Origin of the sequence: Pedobacter kyonggii (assembly GCF_004310665.1) — a bacterium.
Taxonomy (GTDB): domain Bacteria; phylum Bacteroidota; class Bacteroidia; order Sphingobacteriales; family Sphingobacteriaceae; genus Pedobacter; species Pedobacter kyonggii.
In genome coordinates this window covers 71,638-89,482 of the sequence record NZ_SIXF01000015.1, presented here as the reverse complement: position 1 = coordinate 89,482, position 17,845 = coordinate 71,638, and the positions used below count along the sequence as shown (strand labels likewise).

At 39.6% G+C, this 17,845-nt stretch carries 13 protein-coding genes, 2 tRNA genes and 1 pseudogene; 11 read left to right on the top strand and 5 right to left on the bottom strand.

Going from position 1 to position 17,845, the window contains the following annotated elements; genetic code table 11:
* Positions 1–101: 101 nt before the first annotated feature.
* From EYS08_RS15615 to ltrA, 3 genes and pseudogenes are all read left to right on the top strand, one after another.
* Positions 102–174, top strand: a tRNA-Phe gene (locus EYS08_RS15615).
* Between the two features lie 215 nt (positions 175–389).
* Positions 390–462 (top strand) — tRNA-Phe (locus tag EYS08_RS15610).
* A 531-nt stretch (positions 463–993) separates the two neighbouring features.
* Positions 994–2,339, top strand: a pseudogene (gene ltrA, locus EYS08_RS15605) (group II intron reverse transcriptase/maturase).
* A gap of 186 nt (positions 2,340–2,525) precedes the next feature.
* On the opposite strand, the gene EYS08_RS15600 reads toward ltrA, so the two are convergent.
* A complete protein-coding gene (locus EYS08_RS15600; protein WP_131030907.1) occupies positions 2,526–3,347 on the bottom strand; it encodes an SDR family NAD(P)-dependent oxidoreductase in 822 nt (273 codons plus the stop codon).
* A gap of 314 nt (positions 3,348–3,661) precedes the next feature.
* The gene (locus EYS08_RS15595) at positions 3,662–4,108 is read right to left on the bottom strand and encodes an SRPBCC family protein (RefSeq protein WP_131030906.1); all 447 of its coding nucleotides are present in this window, start codon (positions 4,106–4,108) and stop codon (positions 3,662–3,664) included.
* A gap of 319 nt (positions 4,109–4,427) precedes the next feature.
* Between EYS08_RS15595 and EYS08_RS15590 the strand changes: the two genes are divergently transcribed.
* Positions 4,428–6,026 (top strand): S41 family peptidase, encoded by a 1,599-nt coding sequence (locus EYS08_RS15590; RefSeq protein ID WP_131030905.1) that lies wholly within the window; start codon positions 4,428–4,430, stop codon positions 6,024–6,026.
* Between the two features lie 70 nt (positions 6,027–6,096).
* On the opposite strand, the gene EYS08_RS15585 is transcribed toward EYS08_RS15590, so the two are convergent.
* Together EYS08_RS15585 and EYS08_RS15580 are read right to left on the bottom strand one after the other, a co-directional pair.
* Positions 6,097–6,699, bottom strand: coding sequence for a Rossmann-fold NAD(P)-binding domain-containing protein (locus EYS08_RS15585; protein ID WP_131030904.1), 603 nt, complete (start codon positions 6,697–6,699; stop codon positions 6,097–6,099).
* A 63-nt stretch (positions 6,700–6,762) separates the two neighbouring features.
* Positions 6,763–7,041, bottom strand: a complete 279-nt coding sequence (locus EYS08_RS15580) for a hypothetical protein (protein WP_131030903.1) — start codon at positions 7,039–7,041, stop codon at positions 6,763–6,765.
* Positions 7,042–7,151: 110 nt separating this feature from the next.
* Here EYS08_RS15580 and EYS08_RS15575 point away from each other — a divergent pair, with 110 nt between their 5' ends.
* On the top strand, positions 7,152–7,634 hold the full coding sequence (locus tag EYS08_RS15575; RefSeq protein ID WP_131030902.1) for a GNAT family N-acetyltransferase: 483 nt from the start codon (positions 7,152–7,154) through the stop codon (positions 7,632–7,634).
* A 140-nt stretch (positions 7,635–7,774) separates the two neighbouring features.
* On the opposite strand, the gene EYS08_RS15570 is transcribed toward EYS08_RS15575, so the two are convergent.
* Positions 7,775–10,189 carry an outer membrane beta-barrel family protein gene (locus EYS08_RS15570; RefSeq protein WP_131030901.1) on the bottom strand — a complete coding sequence of 805 codons (2,415 nt, stop codon included), beginning with the start codon at positions 10,187–10,189 and terminating at the stop codon, positions 7,775–7,777.
* A 207-nt stretch (positions 10,190–10,396) separates the two neighbouring features.
* Here EYS08_RS15570 and EYS08_RS15565 point away from each other — a divergent pair, with 207 nt between their 5' ends.
* The 6 genes from EYS08_RS15565 to EYS08_RS15540 all read left to right on the top strand — a co-directional run bounded on the left by EYS08_RS15565 (position 10,397) and on the right by EYS08_RS15540 (position 17,694).
* Positions 10,397–11,404 carry a sensor histidine kinase gene (locus EYS08_RS15565; protein WP_131030900.1) on the top strand — a complete coding sequence of 336 codons (1,008 nt, stop codon included), beginning with the start codon at positions 10,397–10,399 and terminating at the stop codon, positions 11,402–11,404.
* A 78-nt stretch (positions 11,405–11,482) separates the two neighbouring features.
* The gene (locus EYS08_RS15560; RefSeq protein ID WP_131030899.1) at positions 11,483–12,217 is read left to right on the top strand and encodes a LytR/AlgR family response regulator transcription factor; all 735 of its coding nucleotides are present in this window, start codon (positions 11,483–11,485) and stop codon (positions 12,215–12,217) included.
* Between the two features lie 432 nt (positions 12,218–12,649).
* Positions 12,650–13,117 (top strand): pyrophosphohydrolase domain-containing protein, encoded by a 468-nt coding sequence (locus EYS08_RS15555; RefSeq protein ID WP_029277032.1) that lies wholly within the window; start codon positions 12,650–12,652, stop codon positions 13,115–13,117.
* 18 nt (positions 13,118–13,135) lie between these two features.
* Positions 13,136–13,993: an alpha/beta hydrolase gene (locus EYS08_RS15550; protein WP_131030898.1), complete on the top strand. Its 858-nt coding sequence runs from the start codon at positions 13,136–13,138 to the stop codon at positions 13,991–13,993.
* Positions 13,994–14,450: 457 nt separating this feature from the next.
* Positions 14,451–15,545 carry an L-rhamnose/proton symporter RhaT gene (rhaT, locus tag EYS08_RS15545; RefSeq protein ID WP_131030897.1) on the top strand — a complete coding sequence of 365 codons (1,095 nt, stop codon included), beginning with the start codon at positions 14,451–14,453 and terminating at the stop codon, positions 15,543–15,545.
* A gap of 28 nt (positions 15,546–15,573) precedes the next feature.
* Positions 15,574–17,694, top strand: coding sequence for a bifunctional aldolase/short-chain dehydrogenase (locus EYS08_RS15540; protein ID WP_131030896.1), 2,121 nt, complete (start codon positions 15,574–15,576; stop codon positions 17,692–17,694).
* The last annotated feature ends 151 nt before the right edge of the window (positions 17,695–17,845 follow it).

Here is a 17,845-nt window from a genome sequence, read left to right as displayed (position 1 = left end):
AGTGAAAAATTAATTAATTGATAATCAGCGCAGCAATGAAATAATTGAAAAAAAGTTTTGCTTTTGAAAAAAGAACACTACATTTGCAATCCCAAACGGATGGTGCCATAGCTCAGTCGGTAGAGCAAAGGACTGAAAATCCTTGTGTCCCTGGTTCGAATCCAGGTGGCACCACTTCCAAAAGCCTTTCAGAAATGAGAGGCTTTTTTGGTTCTATGTCCTTTCAAAAAGGAATACCTAAGCCGAAATAAAAATATTTTCCGTCCATCTTCCTGCTTATCAAAAAGATGGCCTTAGTAAGGTTACATTTGAAGAGAAAAACTGAATAAAATCTAAAATCCTTTTTTGGATTTGAAAAAAAGAATGCTACATTTGCAATCCCCAAAGGGGGTGCCATAGCTCAGTCGGTAGAGCAAAGGACTGAAAATCCTTGTGTCCCTGGTTCGAATCCAGGTGGCACCACTTCTAAAAGTCTCGATAATATCGAGACTTTTTTGTTGTGTGCCAGGCATGGCAATCGACTATAGGGTGTGAATCCCGAACACGCTTAGCAGTAGGAAGTGTTAGCTAAAGACAAGGGTGTCGTGGGTGACCACGAATCTGAAGGAAGTCAGCGGCAAATATGGGAGCCCACGAACAGGAACTGTATATAAGGCGGGATAGTGTGGATGATGTTGCAACACAGACAGAAGTCCAATACTGCAAGGACACTATTACGTAGATACAGGGGCTACATCCATAGAAAGTAGATTGTCTTACCCTGGGAGATCTGAATACAATCTGTCAAATGCATGCGCGAATGTAGGCGAGGAAACATTTTCCGGAGACGGATTATGGGGTATTCAGAAGTCAGCCGAGGTCATAGTACCGCAAGAGCGGGAAGGACTGAATGTTAGGATGGCAGAGGAAACATAAAGTTTATGGTAAAGCGTTGACAGCGGAAATACATTAGAGAACTGCTTGCATGAGGGTAGGACGGAATCCGAGAGTAAAATGCAAGAGGAGCTGAGTTTAGCCGTGCAACCAATGTGCACAATGCCTGGAAAGGAGTTTTTTTTTAGTAGTATGCTTGAAGAAATATTAGACATCCGAAATGTACAAAGAGCCTTTAGGCAGGTTACTGCCAATAAGGGCGCCGGCGGTATTGATGGTATGCAGACCGATGAACTTCGTGACTACCTGAATGCAAACTGGCAAACATTAAGATCTGATATCTTGGAAGGCAATTATCGTCCAGATGCCGTTAGAAAGGTAGAAATACCCAAAAGTGGTGGTGGAAGAAGAATGTTGGGGATTCCTACGGTGATCGACCGATTAATTCAGCAAGCCATTTCACAATGGCTCAGTCCAAAGTATGAGGGTGATTTTTCACCAAATAGCTACGGATTCCGTCCGAAGCGTAATGCCCATCAGGCTGTGCTCAAGGCACAGGAATACCTCGACTCAGGTCATACTTGGATTGTAGAATTGGACTTGAATAAGTTCTTCGATCGGGTCAATCACGACAAACTCATGAGCCTTTTATCATTAAAGATAAAGGATAAACGAACATTGAGGCTTATCCGCTCTTACCTGAGTAGTGGTATTATGGAAAATGGACTGGTGACTCCAAGAAGAGAAGGAACTCCGCAAGGTAGTCCTTTGAGTCCTCTTTTATCAAACATCATTTTGAATGAACTTGATTCTACGCTCGAAGAGCGCGGGCACCGTTTCGTTAGATACGCAGATGACTGTAGTATCTACGTTCGGAGTAGTAAGTCTGCCTATAGGGTAATGGATAAGATTACTGTTTATCTGGAAGAGCGTTTGAAATTAAAGGTCAATCGGGAAAAGAGCAAAGTGAGTACACCCACGCAAAGTACGCTACTTGGTTTCTCATTTTATAGCGTCAATAAGAGATGGAAGGTGCGAATTGCATCCAAATCACTACTACGTATCAAGGAGAAGATCAGGGAGCATACAATGCGTAGTAGGTCTGAACGACTAACTTCAAGGATATTGAAACTTAGAGAAATCATCCGGGGCTGGGTAAACTATTTCTCGCTTGCAGAAGCCAAAAGTCACATGAAGGACTCGATGAACTAACCAGAAAGAGACTGAGGATGATTTTGTGGAAACAATGGAAGCGTAGCCGAGGTAGAGAACGTAATTTGATAAAGTTGGGCATTGTTAAAAGTAGAGCTTTTCAATTGGCTAATACCCGAAAGGCTTATTGTAGAACAGCAAATAGCCCAATCTTGCGTACCACTCTAAACAAAGCATACTTTTCAAAACTTGGTTTTGAAGGATTTGCCAACTACTATTATTGGAAAACAACACACCAAACGAAGTTATTCTAACAAACCGCCGTATACCGAACGGTACGTACGGTGGTGTGAGAGGACAGGTAGGGAACTAATCCCTACCTTCCTACTCGATTTAATAGCCTTTGCAGCCTAACAAAAAAAAGATTTTCCTACGACGCTTGTTATTTAAGGACTAAGGTTACCTTAGTAATAAAAATTACCGCTTTTTTATATAGAAAATTATTGGGCATCTTTTTTCAGGAATGCGATGTTTGTTTGCTTATAATTTAATGCACTTGTAGTACCAGCAGTAACATCAATAGTGACGCCTGTTATCTTACCAGCCATAGCTGATGAAAGAAATACTGCGGTATTGGCTATATCTTCCATAAGGGGAAGCTCTTTTAGCATGGTGTCATTTTTCATCTTTTTAATGAATTCTTCTGCTTGGTTGCCACCGGCCTCTATGGCCTCCTTAAAAACCCTTGAATCTGGAGAGCCGGCTGACCGGATATTAATAACCCTCACACCATAGGGGCCCAATTCTGACGCAAGATTACCAGAAAATCCTTCTACGGCATTACACGCCGGGCCGAAGCCGCCTACATTGGCGTAGCCGATACCTCCCGGTGTTGCGGTAAGCGAAAGTACAACACCAGATTTGCGCGCTTTCATTACCCTACCAGCAGCAGTGGCAGTTATAAACTGGGTTTCCATGGCAATAACTATCGGACGGATAAAGTCATCAAGAGTCATGTCTGTCAACGGGATATCCTGTGTGTCCTGCCAGCCTATCGCATTAAAAGATATGTCAACAGATCCCGCTGTATGAATTACGGAATGAATATGGTCGTTTACAGATTTTTCGTCCCTGGCATCAACTTGATGAACTGAAGCTTTTCCGCCTGCGGAATCAATATTATCGGCCGTTTTTCTTACATTTTCGAGATTATGGCCAGTAAGGAATACATGGGCGCCAGCTGCTGCTAATGCATTTGCAATAGCACCTCCAAGTGAGCCGCCAGCCCCGTAAACAATTGCGTTTTTACCTTGTAGTAACATAAAATAATGATCTGATATTTAAATTTAGGAATAAACAGTTCTTTAGGTACTGTGTGGTTATGACAAATAAAGGGTCATTTGGGACAGGAAAAAAATAATCGACCTGGTTTTGCATTAGAAGTGATGTACAAAGGTGGCTCAAAATCATCTTGGCGCTGAGTGGAGCAGTAAATCAAACCTGATTATCCGCCTGGAGAAAAATAGCGGGCCTACCTACTTGATTAGAACTGATGCAATCATTATCTATTTTTTATCCGATGGGTGTAAATTTCAATGTATGGCGTAAAAAAGAAAGCCCATTTGGGCTTTCTTTTTTACGTTTCGCTATGCTCATGCTGTTTTTCGGCTATTTCTTTAACCTTATCCAGCGCTTTCGGCCAGGTTTTTTCGAAATAATCTTTCCATTCATCGCTAATGTTCATATCGATGAGGAGTTCTGTCTTGCCATCTCTTTCATTGAGGGTATAATTCTCGAATGTCTCCCCCCAATCTCCGCTGAGATCTTCCTTGCCGTCTTTTATTTCGCCCAGGTGTTTGATAGACATGTACCGGTTAGGGATATTGTCTTGAATCACAGCTACCATTCCATCTCCGTTATCACCCAGAAACAGGGCTTTGCTTCCTTTTTTCCAATCGGTTTCTACACGCGATCCTTCTGCAAAAACAGCTGTCCACTTGGGGTAGGTTTCTACGCCAAACAGCGCATCCCAAACTTTTTCTGCTGTGGCGTTAATTGTAGTTTTAAATTCGATCTTTTCCATGGTTCTTGGTTTTTAAATCAGATAATTAAGTATAACAAATTTGCACAGGATTTGATTGACTTAAGCGGTGCAAAGGCGACAATTTATGGGGGCATAAGGACTTTTGTCCAGGCACTGTTTTGGAATATCTTTTTTGAAATTTAATGAATATCTCAGTGAAAAGTAATTTAATCGGTAGATTTACGTAATTCACTGATACATATGCACAGCAGCACAATATTTTGAATTAAATTTAGTTTGTTGGTTGACAAAAGTTTCTCCCTGAACAACTTAACCTTTGCCCGGTACGTATATAAAAGATAATGTTACAATAATTTCCATGAGAAATAAGAGATTCCTTTACCTGGTAGCACTAGGTTTTTTAAGCTTTGGGACGATTAACGGCTGCAAAAAGAGCAGTCCTGCGCCTGATGAGCCAGTAAGCCCACCAGTTGTTACTACGCCTACCGGAACTCGGGATGAATTGACTAAAGATTCTATCTTTTTATACGGTAAAGAACTTTATTATTGGAATACTTCGCTGCCAACTTATGAAGTGTTTAATCCGCGTGGATTTAGTTCGAACGAAGCTGAGTTGTACGCTATGACACAATATTCTTTAGATCCGGCAACAGGAAAGCCATATGAATATGTAGGCACAGCTGGCGAACCCAAATATTCGTTTTTCGACTATAATGCGGCTACAACAGGTAAAACAGGTGCGCTTAAAGCAGATGTAAACGGTTCGGCCAATGACTATGGTTTTTCTGTTCAGTATAACAACGACACAGACCTTAGGGTAAAATATGTTTATCCAAACTCACCTGCAGCGCAGCGGGGCTTAACACGTGGCTGTAGGATAACCAGCGTAAATGGACGGACGGATCTTAGCTGGCCAAATGCAGTTAATTTTTTAAATAATGCCATTTTTGGTACAAATGCCACGGTGACTTTGGCTTTCAATGATATTAACAGCAATCCGAAAACAGCTGTTGTATCAAGCAGTCTATATACCGTTAATCCGATATTGTTTACCAATGTTTATACGGTTGGTACAAAGAAAGTTGGTTACATTGTATTTAATAGTTTCACCGACAATGTCTCTGCCGCCATTAATTCAGTTTTTTCTAGTTTCGCTACACAAGGAGTAAGTGAACTCGTGGTTGATTTACGCTATAACGGTGGTGGTTACGTTTCAACAGCTATCCAGATGATTAATTTAGCCGCACCAGCAGGAGAAACAGGTAATACGATGTTTACTTCCCATTATAATAACTACCTACAGTCGATCACTACTGCTCAGCGCAAAGCCTCTGTTTTGGCACACCAACCACTGTTAGATGATGGCGGTAAGTTACAGACCTTTACCACGGGCGTAAACGGAAAGTACGCCACTTATGCCGATTTAAATTATTCACCTACAGCTGCCGATAATATTGAGAAATTTGCAAAATCAGGTAGTTTAACATTAAACAGGGTTTATTTTATAGTAACTGGATCAACAGCCTCGGCAAGCGAGTTAACCATTAACAGTTTAAAGCCGGTAATGGATGTAAAGCTAATTGGTACAACAACCTATGGTAAACCTGTTGGTTTCTTTCCGATCAGAATAGATAAGGTGGATATGTATATTCCAGAATTTGAAACCAAAAATAAACTTGGCGTTGGTGGCTACTATTCTGGCCTTACAGTTGATAAGGAATCAGCCGAAGATTTAACCAAGGCATGGGGTGATGAAACAGAAACTTTGTTGGCCTACGCATTATTATATGCCAAAAACGGAAGTTTTGTAACTACTGCTACAAAAACAGCTAGCTTAAGGACAACGACAACAGTAATGCCGTCAAAACTATCAGTAGCAGAACTAAGAGCATTGGATGAAAAGTTGGACCCAAAAGGATTTAAGGGAATGGTAATGACGCCCGATAAGAAATTTTAGTAAAAGCTTTTTAACGAAAATGCCCGCTTAACATATTCAGTTAAGCAGGCATTCTTATTTGTGGTGGTATTTACAATAATATTTTACTGCTGATATCTTTATTGATGGTAATGTAACCCGGATATTTAAAAGGTGTATTGCCCAGCATAAAGGTTGGTTTTATTTTAATGGTTAATAAACCTAGTTTTTCATCTTTTGAAGCTGATCCTTTCTGAGCAGCCTTGATAATATCATTAAAAACATTACCGTTAGATACTAACCCGTAAATGTTGCTTACCAATTGTACCGGAACGGTAACTGTTTGACCTTGAGCAATACTCACATTTTGATTAACAATGCCTTCTGCCAAATCTGTATTATTAACCAATATCTTATATTCGAACTGGTTTATGGCCGCTAAATTGCTTGATGGGTTGGTTATTTCTAAATTCAGATTGGCTTTTAAAGGAATGTCTTTTCTTAACAAACCAAGGGCAACCCCAGGTAAACTGGTTAAGCTAAAGCTTTGTTGGTCCATTAACTTTTTAACATCTGTACCTGCAATCGATACCTGTTGTACCCCTGTAATTTTATAGGTGCAGTCTTCCAGGGCTTTTATCTGCTGTGCCTGCCTGTTTATTCCACAGCCAAAAATGCTTATGGTAAACAGGAAAAGCAATAGTTTTTCTTTCATGTTATTCATAACGCCAAAATACTAAAACTATTTCAGCTCAATATGGCATTAACCAAAATTAACTTAAGCGCTTGGTGTAACGGTTTCAATATCGTCCCGTTTATCATCATTATCAGTTTTGTTTTCTTCAGCAGGTTTCTCTGTTACGTCTGTTTCTTCCGCCTGATCACCGGATTTTGCTTTTTCCTCATCCTTTTCTTTTTTTTGTGCTTGCTCATAAGGTTTATCCGTTTCTTTTTCTGTTGAAGGGATTACGGTTTCTATTTCGAGCTGTACATCGTCAGTCGGTTTTGGGTGATCGTTGCCCTTTGCTGCTTCTTTTTTATTTTCTTCGTTTTCCATGGTATGAATCTGTTTAATACTTAATAAATAGAATTCGATTGCATTTTGTTTTGTTATTTTAATAAAGCATCTGGCCCATTTTTTAACTTTGTTGAAAAAACACACAGGATATGGCCATTACCCTCAGGAAAATTACTGCACAAGATAATGCAGCTACTGCTTCAATGATCAGGACAATTTTAAGAGAATTTAAAATCGACAAGCCAGGTACTGTTTATACGGATCCAACAACCGATGAGCTCTCTACAGTTTTCGAACATCCTCAATCGGCTTATTGGTTGGCCGAAGAGGATGGGCTTATTGTTGGTGGCTGTGGTATTTATCCAACCGAAGGCTTGCCGGATGGCTGTGTTGAGCTGGTTAAATTGTACACCTCGGCATCTTCGCGCGGAAAAGGTATTGGTAAAATGCTCATGGAGAAAAGTATAGAATCGGCGCAGCATTTTGGTTATAACGAGATTTATCTGGAATCGTTTCCCGATCTTAAAAGGGCAATCGAGATGTACGAAAAGGCAGGGTTTAAAAAACTCGCTGCCCCATTGGGTAATTCTGGCCATTTTGCCTGTAATGTTTGGATGCTGCTGGTTTTATAGAAGGTTAATTGTTGAAACTGGTTAATCGGTAAACTGTTGAAATCGAGAAATACAGCTCAAGTTGAAACTGGTTAACTGCTGGAATTGATAAATCGAGCTTAATTAACCAGTTACCGATTTATACAGTTAACCCTTTAATCTTAATTTTTGCCGACTCTGTTTTCCTCGTCGCTTGTTCCGGTTTGTCTGCTACGGGCAGTTTTGATTTTCATGTTCCCGAATTTATAGGTGAAACTTAAGTTTATTCTACGGCTTTCCCATTCGTTCTGCCAATAGGTTTTAATGTTATTGTACTCCAGATTGGCTCTGAACTTACTGGTGTTAAAGATATCGTTTACTTTTAAGGCAAGTGTTGCATTTTTGTTCCAGAATGACTTTTTAGCGCCAACATTGAGCTGATAACTTTCTAAACTGCGGAATAAACCAGAAATAGAAGGGGAATCGTAATAACCATAAATCGTTAAGCTGTAGTTTTTGGGCAAAGTGATGGTATTATCCGACATAACAGACCAATTCCACGAGAAGGCATTATAGCCGTTTCCCTGGACTGCCGATGTGGTGCGGTTATAACCAACAGAAACTTCGGTACTGTTGTTCCACCATTTAGTTACATCAAAAGGACTTCCGGTGGCCATATAAAAATTTGTTGTACGATTCAGGTTTTCTGGCCTGGAGATACTTTCTTTTGTATTATTGTTCTGATAAATCACTTCCCACATCGCGCCATTACTTACCGAATAACTCAACGTTAGTACCCTGAAATTTTTAATCGAGTAATTAAATTCAAAACTATTGGCATAAGATGGCTGTAATAATGGGTTTCCCTGTATGGCAGTATAGGGGTCGGTATAAAAGGTAAAGGGATTTAAACTGCTGTATGATGGCCTGTTGATGCTTTTACGGTAGGCAGCCGTCACGAGGTTGCTCGAATCCAGTTTTAAGGAGATAAATAGTGTTGGGAAAAGTTTCCAGTATTTCCTGTCAATTAAGGTATTTGTACCTGATGAACTGCCATCACCTCTGGTCTGTTCTGCTCGCAAACCTGCTTTGATCTGTAAGTTTTTGAAACTCTGATCTAAAGAAAGATAACCTGCATTAATGTTTTCATTATATAAAAAGGCGTTAGTTCGACGCGGATCGTTAATCCATCCAGCGGTTTTTAGCGAATCGAAACGTACATCGCTCTGCGATTTTACCCAGCTGCTTTTCCAGCCAGTTTCCATTTTTAATGTTTTTGAAAAATTTAAGCTATAATCGGCCTTGATGGAATAGATAGAAACATTGCCCATACCTTTATTGCGTAAATCGATCGGATTGCCGATCAGCTGATCACTCGCATCGAGGTAATTATTGGTAAAGGTTTCATTCTTGCTGTTGTCGTATTGAACATAATCGGCATCAAAACCCAGTTCACCGCTCAATGTATCTGTTTTGAAACGGTAGTTTAAGTTAAATGCATGGTTTTTTTCGGTATTACTCTGCGGATTAAACATCGATGTTCCGCCCATTTTTATACCAGCCGCATTATAATTTACCGAATTGCTGTTTACCTTGGTTTCTGCAGGAGAAGTAAAGCCTTTTACCATTACACCTAAAGTATGTTTCTCGTTAATAAAATAATCTGCACCGGTAGAGTAATTTAGGCTGTTGGTTACCGGGTGCCAGAAATTGTGCTGGTTATATTGTTCGTCGCCAATGGTTCTGTTTAAAGTTAACCTGTTGTATGAATTATAGTGTCCGGCGTTTAAGCGTACATAGGTACTCACCTTACCGATATTGTAATTGAGGTTGGTGCCAGCGTAAACTTTTTCATAACGGCCGTAACCACCACCCATATTCAGGTTCCCATTAAAGCCCTGCATCTTATTTCTTTTGAGTTTAATGTTGATGATCCCTGCTGTGCCAGCAGCATCGAAAGAGGATGGAGGGTTAGAAATCAGTTCGATTTTGCTTAATACCGATCCGGGCAGCGATTTTAAGTAAGTGGTTAATTCCACGCCCGTCATATAGCTCATCTTACCGTCAATCATCACGTTGATTCCTTTCTTACCTTTCAACACAATGTTATCGTCCTTATCCAGTTTTACTCCCGGCGACCTGCTGATTACTTCCAGTGCATTATCACCTGCGGTATTCATCTGTTCTACGTTTACAATCACCCGGTCTGCTTTTTGATCAATTACAGGCATTTTCGATACGATGTTTACATCTTTCAGGTTTTGAGCATGGTCTGCCAGCGTAATTAATGGGACTTTGACAGATGTATCTTTCACTTCAAAAGGCACAGATTGGTTTTTACCATAACCCATCATTAAGGCTTTAATAAAATACCTGCCAGATTTAACATTGCTGAATTCGTATAAACCTTGTTGGTTGGTGACTTGTAAGGCAACCGAAGCCGAATCAGGTAAGTGGATTAATGCTACTGAAGCATAATCAAGTGCTTTATTACTTTTGTCGGTAACGGTTCCCGATACCTTAATGTTTTGAGGAGAAGCGGTTTGAAGGCTAAAAATAAGCAGCACAAAAAGAGCAGATTTAAATAAGAGGTTCATATCGTGTTTGTTTTATATTGACGATTCAAAGATGAAGAGGTTGCATCAACCTAAAAATTAAATAATCCCAACCCTTTAAAATATTATCCCAATGCTTTTTCGGACAATAAAAGGTGTTGATCCTTAAAATGCACAGGTTGGGATAATTATATGCAGGTTTGGAATAAGAAAATAGGCGGTTAGAAAAGCTTTGTATAGTTTTGGTCCATGAAAACAATAAAAACCATTTCTATTCATATTCTGTGCTGGGTACTTGTTTTGGGGTATTTTTATGGCGGCTATTTAATTGATGGCACAACTTTTAGCAAGGCCGCTTTGAGTATCTCTATGAATTTCATACAATTGATAGAGTTCTACATCTGTTACTTATGGGTATATCCAAGATTTTTGAAAAAGAATAAAGTACTTCAGTTAATTGGAGGCATTTTGTTTACCATAGGGGTATTTATTGTACTTAGGTATTTAATAGAAGAAGTACTTTATTTAAAATGGCTTGGTTTTCATAACTACGACGACCGTACAACTGCCTGGGAGTACATCTCAGATAATATTTATTGGAGTATCGGGTTCATTGTAACACCGGCTGCGGTTTATGGTATCGAGCAGAGCTTTAAATCGGAACAGGTGAACAGGAAACTTAAGGAAGAAGTGGTGAAGGCTGAACTTTTATTTTTAAAATCGCAGATCAATCCACACTTTCTGTACAATACTTTAAATTATGTGTACTCCCTAGCTATTCCCGTTTCCGATAAACTGGCCAATGCTGTTTTGCGGTTATCTGATCTGATGCGTTATACTTTAAATGATAGTCCGGATGGAAAGGTAAGTTTAGAAAAGGAAGTGGAATACCTGGAGAGTTATATTGCATTATTTAAGATGCGTTTTGAACCCAAATTTTATGTCGACTTTACTACCGAGGGCATTGCCAATCAAAAAATAGCTTCGCTGATCCTGATCCCATTTGTTGAAAATGCGCTTAAACATGGCGTGGTAAATGATGAAGCACAGCCTGTACGCATTAAACTTAAGGTGCAGAACAAACGCTTAAGTTTCGAGGTGAGCAATAAGATCAGCCATGCGCAGAAAGATCATTCAAGCGGTGTGGGCATGGTAAATATCCACCGTAGGTTGGATCTGATTTATCCCGAAAAACATGAATTGTTGATTTCGAATAATGGCAATACCTATAAAAGCACTTTGATCTTAAATCTGTAAAGGATAATTTGTATCATTGAGAACTATTCTAATGTTAATTCACGCTAATCGCCAACCCCTAACCGCTAAACCTTAACCATGATCCGTTGCCTTGCCGTTGATGATGAATCTTACGCCTCAGATATTATTGCTGCCTTTATCAATAAAACCCCTTTTTTAGCATTGGTTGGGACCACTACAGATGCTTTTGAAGCACTTAACCTGGTTCAGGAAGGTAAAGTTGATCTTGTTTTTTTAGACATACAGATGCCAGAGTTAACCGGGATCCAGTTTTTAAAAATCTGTGGAGGTAAATGCAAGGTAATCCTAACCACAGCTTATCCAGAATATGCTTTAGAAGGCTTTGATCTTGATGTGCTAGACTATTTGCTTAAACCGATCTCATACGAGCGTTTTTATAAAGCAGCCACTAAAGCACAGCAGATTTTAATGCCTGTGGCACCTGTGCAACAAGAAGTAGTTAGTCAGCAGGTAATGCAGGGGAACGATTTCATTTTCATTAAAGGCGATACCAAGAACAAGTTTATTAAGGTTAATTATGAAGATATCCTATACATTGAAGGATTGAAAAACTATGTTTCGGTTTATACCGCCACCCAAAGGATTGTGACCTACCAGGCACTGCGTGAGCTGGAAACCGAACTGCCCCGGCCACCATTTTACCGCATTCATAAATCGTACATTATCTCTATCGAAAAAATTAAGATGATAGATGGGAATACCGTTTATATTAACGATCAGGCCATTCCAATTGGCGAAACCTATAAGGAGGATTTTTTTAAAGTGGTGAGGGAAGGGAAAAAGAATGGGTAGTTTGGTTAATTGTATAAATCGGTTAACAGGTTAATTGTTGAAGGTTTGATTGTTAAATTGTTGGGATGAACTCTGGTAAGCCGTTTTTATCTTAATGTGCTTAATCTCTTAATGGTAAAAAGGTAAAAGACTAAAGCTCAAAGTAAGTTCTGTGCAAATCCGTTTTTCTGCGGCAAAAAACTAGTCAGATAGATTCTGAAATAAATTCAGAATGACGCGTCTCTTTTTACTTTTCGTGCAAATCAGTGTTCCATGGCAAGAAATGGCCGGATAAATCAATCGATTAGCTCGCTAGTCAGTTTTAACAGTTCAACAATCAATTAACCAATTTAAACAGTTAACCGATTAACCTAACACTGTGCATAAATTCTCCCCATTATTTCTTCCGATTTTTTTTAAGTTTGCTGTATAAAGATTAAATCAAACATCACCATGCAAGAAACGAATTCGCTAAACCAGGTTGCAGAATTTCATACTACCTTTAAACATCCAATTTTAGAAAGTCCGGTTATTCCTTCAAAACAGAGAGCCAATTTGCGTATTTCGCTTTTAGCCGAAGAGTTGAAAGAACTACAGGAAGCAGTAGAAAATGATGATCTTGTAGAAGTTGCTGATGCCCTTTGCGATCTGCAGTATGTTTTGGCCGGTGCTATCCATGAGTTCGGCTTAGGTGGAAAATTTAAGACTTTATTTGATGAAGTTCACCGCTCCAATATGAGCAAAGCCTGCAAAACCGTAGAAGAGGCTGAACAAACCATTCAGTTTTACTTAAATAAAGACCAGACAGAATCTTATTACAAAGAAATCGACGGACTGTTTCTGGTATTCAGGAAATCTGACGACAAGACCTTAAAATCAATCAACTATTCTCCAGCTGATTTAAAATCACATTTGGTTTAACCCGTAAATAGGCTCGAATTGAAAAGGCTAAAACAAATTGTAAACGAGCTAAAATTAACACAGGCAGCGCCTGATGCAGCTTTAATGCGTGAGTTTATTTTCTACTCGCCCAAAATGCCCTTACGCCTGCACCAGGAACAGCTTATTGCTACCTCGAAACAGTTTAGCCTTAAGGTTTTTGATGCCTATTTTACCAATGCTGATATAACCATTAACTGCTTTAGCTGGGGAAATGGAAAACGTAAAGTGTTACTTACGCATGGCTGGGCTTCGAAGGCTTTAGATTTTTATGAGCTGATTATTGAACTCCAGAAAATAGATGACCTGGAAATTATTGCTTTTGATGCACCTGGCAACGGAAGCTCAATCTCTGAATTTTCCAACCTGATGTTATATGCCGGTTCAGTAAAATCTATTGCCTTAAACTATGCGCAGCCTGATGTTCTGATCGGACATTCGCTTGGTGGCATGGCTAATGTAATTGCTTTGCAGGAGCTCGGTTTAATTCCCAATCTGCTCATTAGCATCGCACCATTAATCAGACTGAAAGAAAACTTTGAACAAAGTTTAGATTCGGTGAACATCGGCATAAAGGATCAGGATATTTTTTTCAGCAACTTTGCCAAAGAATTCCCCGTTCCTGTTAGCCACTTTAACCTGACAGAACTGTATCAACTAAGTCCGGATTTAAATCATTTCCTGGTATTCGATCCAGCCGATCATATTTCGCCATACCCGTTCCTTAAAGAATTTCTGGATAAATATCCTGCAATCAGGTCGAAATCTTTTGAAGACCTAGGGCATTATAAAATCCTCAGATCGGTTGAGGTAATTGAAGATATTGCGAAGCTAATTTATGCGCTTCCAACTACATAAATCGTCATTGCGAACTGAAGCGTAAGATAGTGAAGCAATCTTTAAAGCTAAAAAAATAAAAAGTATTTGATCTGATACCAGATTAATCTGCGCTTATCTTCTTCTGAGGGAAAAATATAACATCATTATAGCCCGCTGGTCAACACAGAACTAAATCTCTACCCCTGCGAAAAATCGTCTTTGCGAACAGAAGCGTAGGAATAGTGGGAGAGTGTGAAGCAATCTTCTAATCAAGATAGATAAAGAATTAGATGTGTGTCAGATAGTAATATCCGACACCACGAAAATTAACCCAAAAGCCCACTACAACACGCTTGTAATTCTACACCATAACTTCCAACCTCCGTCTTCGGTCTTCCGACTAAATAATCCCATATTATTTCACATCCATAACAGTGCATAACAGTTAAAATTACCGTATATTCTATTTTAGAGCAACCAAATATATTAATAGCGCATGCAAGCAATTTTAGGTGTAATTTTTCATTTCTTCGGTGGTTTCGCCTCTGGAAGTTTTTATATTCCGTACAAAAAAGTAAAAGGCTGGGCCTGGGAAAGTTACTGGATCGTTGGAGGAATCTTCTCCTGGTTAATCGTTCCGCCGCTTGCTGCTTTTTTAACCATCCCGAATTTTACGGCAATTATCACCAGTACCAATGGTAGTATTTTATGGTTAACCTATTTTTTTGGTGTGCTTTGGGGGATTGGAGGCTTAACCTATGGTTTAGGCGTTCGTTATCTGGGCGTATCATTAGGAAGTAGTATCATTTTAGGGCTTTGTATGGTTTTGGGTTCAATCCTGCCATCCATTTACTTCGATTTTTTTCCGCAGGCAGGTAAAGATACTTTTACCATGTTTTTGCACACCGATTGGGGGCGTATGGTATTGCTGGGGCTTTTAGTCTGTGTTATCGGTATTGTAATCTGCGGTAAAGCAGGTATGATGAAAGAAAAGGAAATGAAATCTGGCATTACCGATCCGCATGGCATGGAGGTGAAAACAGAATATAAATTCGGTCTAGGGTTATTCGTAGGTATTGTTTCGGGTGTTTTAAGTGCCTGCTTTAATTTTGGTATCGAAGCCGGTAAACCAATGGCTGATGCCGCTAATGCAATCTGGAAAGCAGCAAATCCTGCTGAAACAGGTAATTTCTTATTCCAGAACAACGTTACTTATGTAATTGTGCTTTGGGGAGGCCTAACCACTAATTTTATCTGGTGTATGGTATTAAATGCAAGGAATAAAACATTTGGCGATTATACCAATGCAAAAACGCCGCTGTTAAAAAACTATATTTTTTCTGCCCTGGCAGGTACTACATGGTTCTTACAGTTCTTTTTCTATGGCATGGGCGAAAGCAAAATGGGCAATGGTGCCAGTTCGTGGATTCTTCACATGGCCTTTATCATTTTAATTGCCAATGTATGGGGATTGGTATTGAAAGAGTGGAAAGGTGTGTCGAGAAAAACATTGATTACTGTTTTGGCGGGTATTTTAACCATCATCATTTCGGTACTCATTGTGGGTTATGGTAATTCAATAAAAGGTTAATAAATAAAAATTTAAATAGAATATAAGAATGTCAATCGATACGAAAAGTTATAAGCACGTAAGCTATTTGTGGGATGAAGAGGAAGCCGCAAAACTTGCTGGTGATGAAGTTGCCCTCTTAATTTATCGCTCAAATTTATTGGGTGCAGATTTACGCTTAACCAATTATGGAGGTGGAAATACCTCGTGTAAAGTATTGGAAAAAGATCCGCTTACCGGCCTAGAAACCGAAGTAATGTGGGTAAAAGGTTCAGGTGGCGATTTAGGTACCTTAAAGAAAAGTGGTCTTGCAGCATTATATGTTGATCGTTTGCGTAGTCTGAAAAATATTTACCGTGGTGTAGAACACGAAGATGAAATGGTTGAACTGTTTAACCACTGTATTTTCGATTTAAGCTCTAAAGCACCATCAATAGATACCCCTTTGCATGGTTTTCTACCATTTGCACATATCGATCACTTGCATCCAGATGCGGCCATTGCCATCGCTGCGGCTAAAGACGGTAAAAAAATTACCGAAGAATTATTTGGCGGAACGATAGGCTGGGTAGAATGGAAAAAACCTGGTTTCGAACTAGGCCTACAATTAAAGCAATGTTTAGATGAAAACCCAGGTATCCGTGGAATTATGTTGGGCTCACACGGTTTGTTTACCTGGGGTGATACAGCTTATGAAAGTTACCTGAATACCTTAGAAGTTATCGAAATCTGTTCTGATTACCTTAACCAGAACTATGGTAAAAAAGGTCCTGTTTTTGGCGGACAAAAGATTGAAAGTGCCGCATCAGATCAGCGTAAACAACAAGCGGCTGCTTTAGCACCTGTTTTGCGTGGTTTATGTTCTTCTAAACAGCACATGATCGGTCATTTTACCGACGACACCCGTGTTTTAGAATTCATCAATTCTAACGATCTTGATCGCCTTGCACCAATGGGCACAAGCTGTCCTGATCACTTTTTAAGGACTAAAATTAGTCCGCTGGTATTAACTTTAGCCAGCGATGCCGATTTATCGGATGTTAAAGCACTAAAAGAAACTTTAGAGCCTGCTTTCGAAGCATATAGGGCAATGTACACGGCTTATTACGAAGCCTGTAAACACCCAAACAGTCCGGCTATCCGCGATACCAACCCGGTGGTTATTTTATACCCTGGAATTGGCATGTTTACCTTCTCTAAAGATAAACAGACCGCAAGAGTGGCTGCAGAATTCTATATCAATGCCATTAACGTAATGAAAGGGGCAGAGGCCGTTTCAGAATATACTTCATTGCCGCATCAGGAAGCTTTTAACATCGAATATTGGTTGTTGGAAGAAGCGAAGTTACAGCGCATGCCTAAGCCAAAACCTTTAACAGGTAAAATTGCTTTGATAACCGGTAGTGCAGGTGGTATAGGTAAAGCAATTGCTAAAAAGTTTGTTGCAGAAGGTGGTGTGGTGATTTTAAACGATATGAATGCCGAGCGTTTGGAAGAAGCAGGTAAGGAATTTGCGAGCCTGTATGGTAAAGATTCTTATAGTACCGCAATTTTAAATGTAACCAGCGAAGCAGATATTAAACAAGCTTTCGATTCGGCAGCTTTGGCTTTTGGTGGAGTAGATATTATTGTAAACAATGCAGGATTATCGATTTCTAAAACCATTGCCGATCATACCGAGAAGGATTGGGACTTATTATATGATGTTTTGGTAAAAGGTCAGTTTTTTATCACTCAGGCTGCAACAAATACGATGCAAAAGCAGGATATTGGTGGCGATATCATTAATATTGTAAGTAAGAACGCCCTGGTAAGCGGACCTAACAATGCCGGTTATGGCAGTGCAAAAGCTGCTCAGTTACATTTGAGCAGGTTAAATGCTGCAGAATTGGGAGCCGATAATATCCGTGTAAATGTGGTTAACCCTGATGCTGTAATCAGTGATAGCAATATCTGGGCAGGCGGTTGGGCAGAAGGCCGTGCAAAAGCTTATGGAATTACCGTTGCAGAGCTACCGGCTTATTACGCCAAACGTACCTTATTGAACCAGATCATATTACCGGATGATATTGCCAATGCCTGTTTCGCTTTTGTAGGTGGCTTGCTGCAAAAATCAACTGGAAATGTTTTAAATGTTGACGGCGGAGTAGCCATGGCATTTGTAAGATAATACAAAGAGAAATAATAACAATTTGTTCCTCGGTCTGTGTCCCCTCAGACCGAAACGAATAATTAAATTAGTGGTCTGTGGGGACACAGACCACGGCGATAAGAGTAGGCGAATTAAAAAATATTAACCACAGATAAAAAGGATGCACACA

Excerpts from the sequence above, each read along its gene's own strand:
- EYS08_RS15555 (WP_029277032.1), top strand. The coding sequence starts at position 12,650 with ATGCAAGAAACGAATTCGCTAAACCAGGTTGCAGAATTTCATACTACC.
- EYS08_RS15590 (WP_131030905.1), top strand. The coding sequence starts at position 4,428 with ATGAGAAATAAGAGATTCCTTTACCTGGTAGCACTAGGTTTTTTAAGC.
- EYS08_RS15585 (WP_131030904.1), bottom strand. The coding sequence starts at position 6,699 with ATGAAAGAAAAACTATTGCTTTTCCTGTTTACCATAAGCATTTTTGGC.
- EYS08_RS15600 (WP_131030907.1), bottom strand. The coding sequence starts at position 3,347 with ATGTTACTACAAGGTAAAAACGCAATTGTTTACGGGGCTGGCGGCTCA.
- rhaT (WP_131030897.1), top strand. The coding sequence starts at position 14,451 with ATGCAAGCAATTTTAGGTGTAATTTTTCATTTCTTCGGTGGTTTCGCC.
- EYS08_RS15575 (WP_131030902.1), top strand. The coding sequence starts at position 7,152 with ATGGCCATTACCCTCAGGAAAATTACTGCACAAGATAATGCAGCTACT.
- EYS08_RS15540 (WP_131030896.1), top strand. The coding sequence starts at position 15,574 with ATGTCAATCGATACGAAAAGTTATAAGCACGTAAGCTATTTGTGGGAT.
- EYS08_RS15560 (WP_131030899.1), top strand. The coding sequence starts at position 11,483 with ATGATCCGTTGCCTTGCCGTTGATGATGAATCTTACGCCTCAGATATT.
- EYS08_RS15570 (WP_131030901.1), bottom strand. The coding sequence starts at position 10,189 with ATGAACCTCTTATTTAAATCTGCTCTTTTTGTGCTGCTTATTTTTAGC.
- EYS08_RS15565 (WP_131030900.1), top strand. The coding sequence starts at position 10,397 with ATGAAAACAATAAAAACCATTTCTATTCATATTCTGTGCTGGGTACTT.
- EYS08_RS15595 (WP_131030906.1), bottom strand. The coding sequence starts at position 4,108 with ATGGAAAAGATCGAATTTAAAACTACAATTAACGCCACAGCAGAAAAA.
- EYS08_RS15580 (WP_131030903.1), bottom strand. The coding sequence starts at position 7,041 with ATGGAAAACGAAGAAAATAAAAAAGAAGCAGCAAAGGGCAACGATCAC.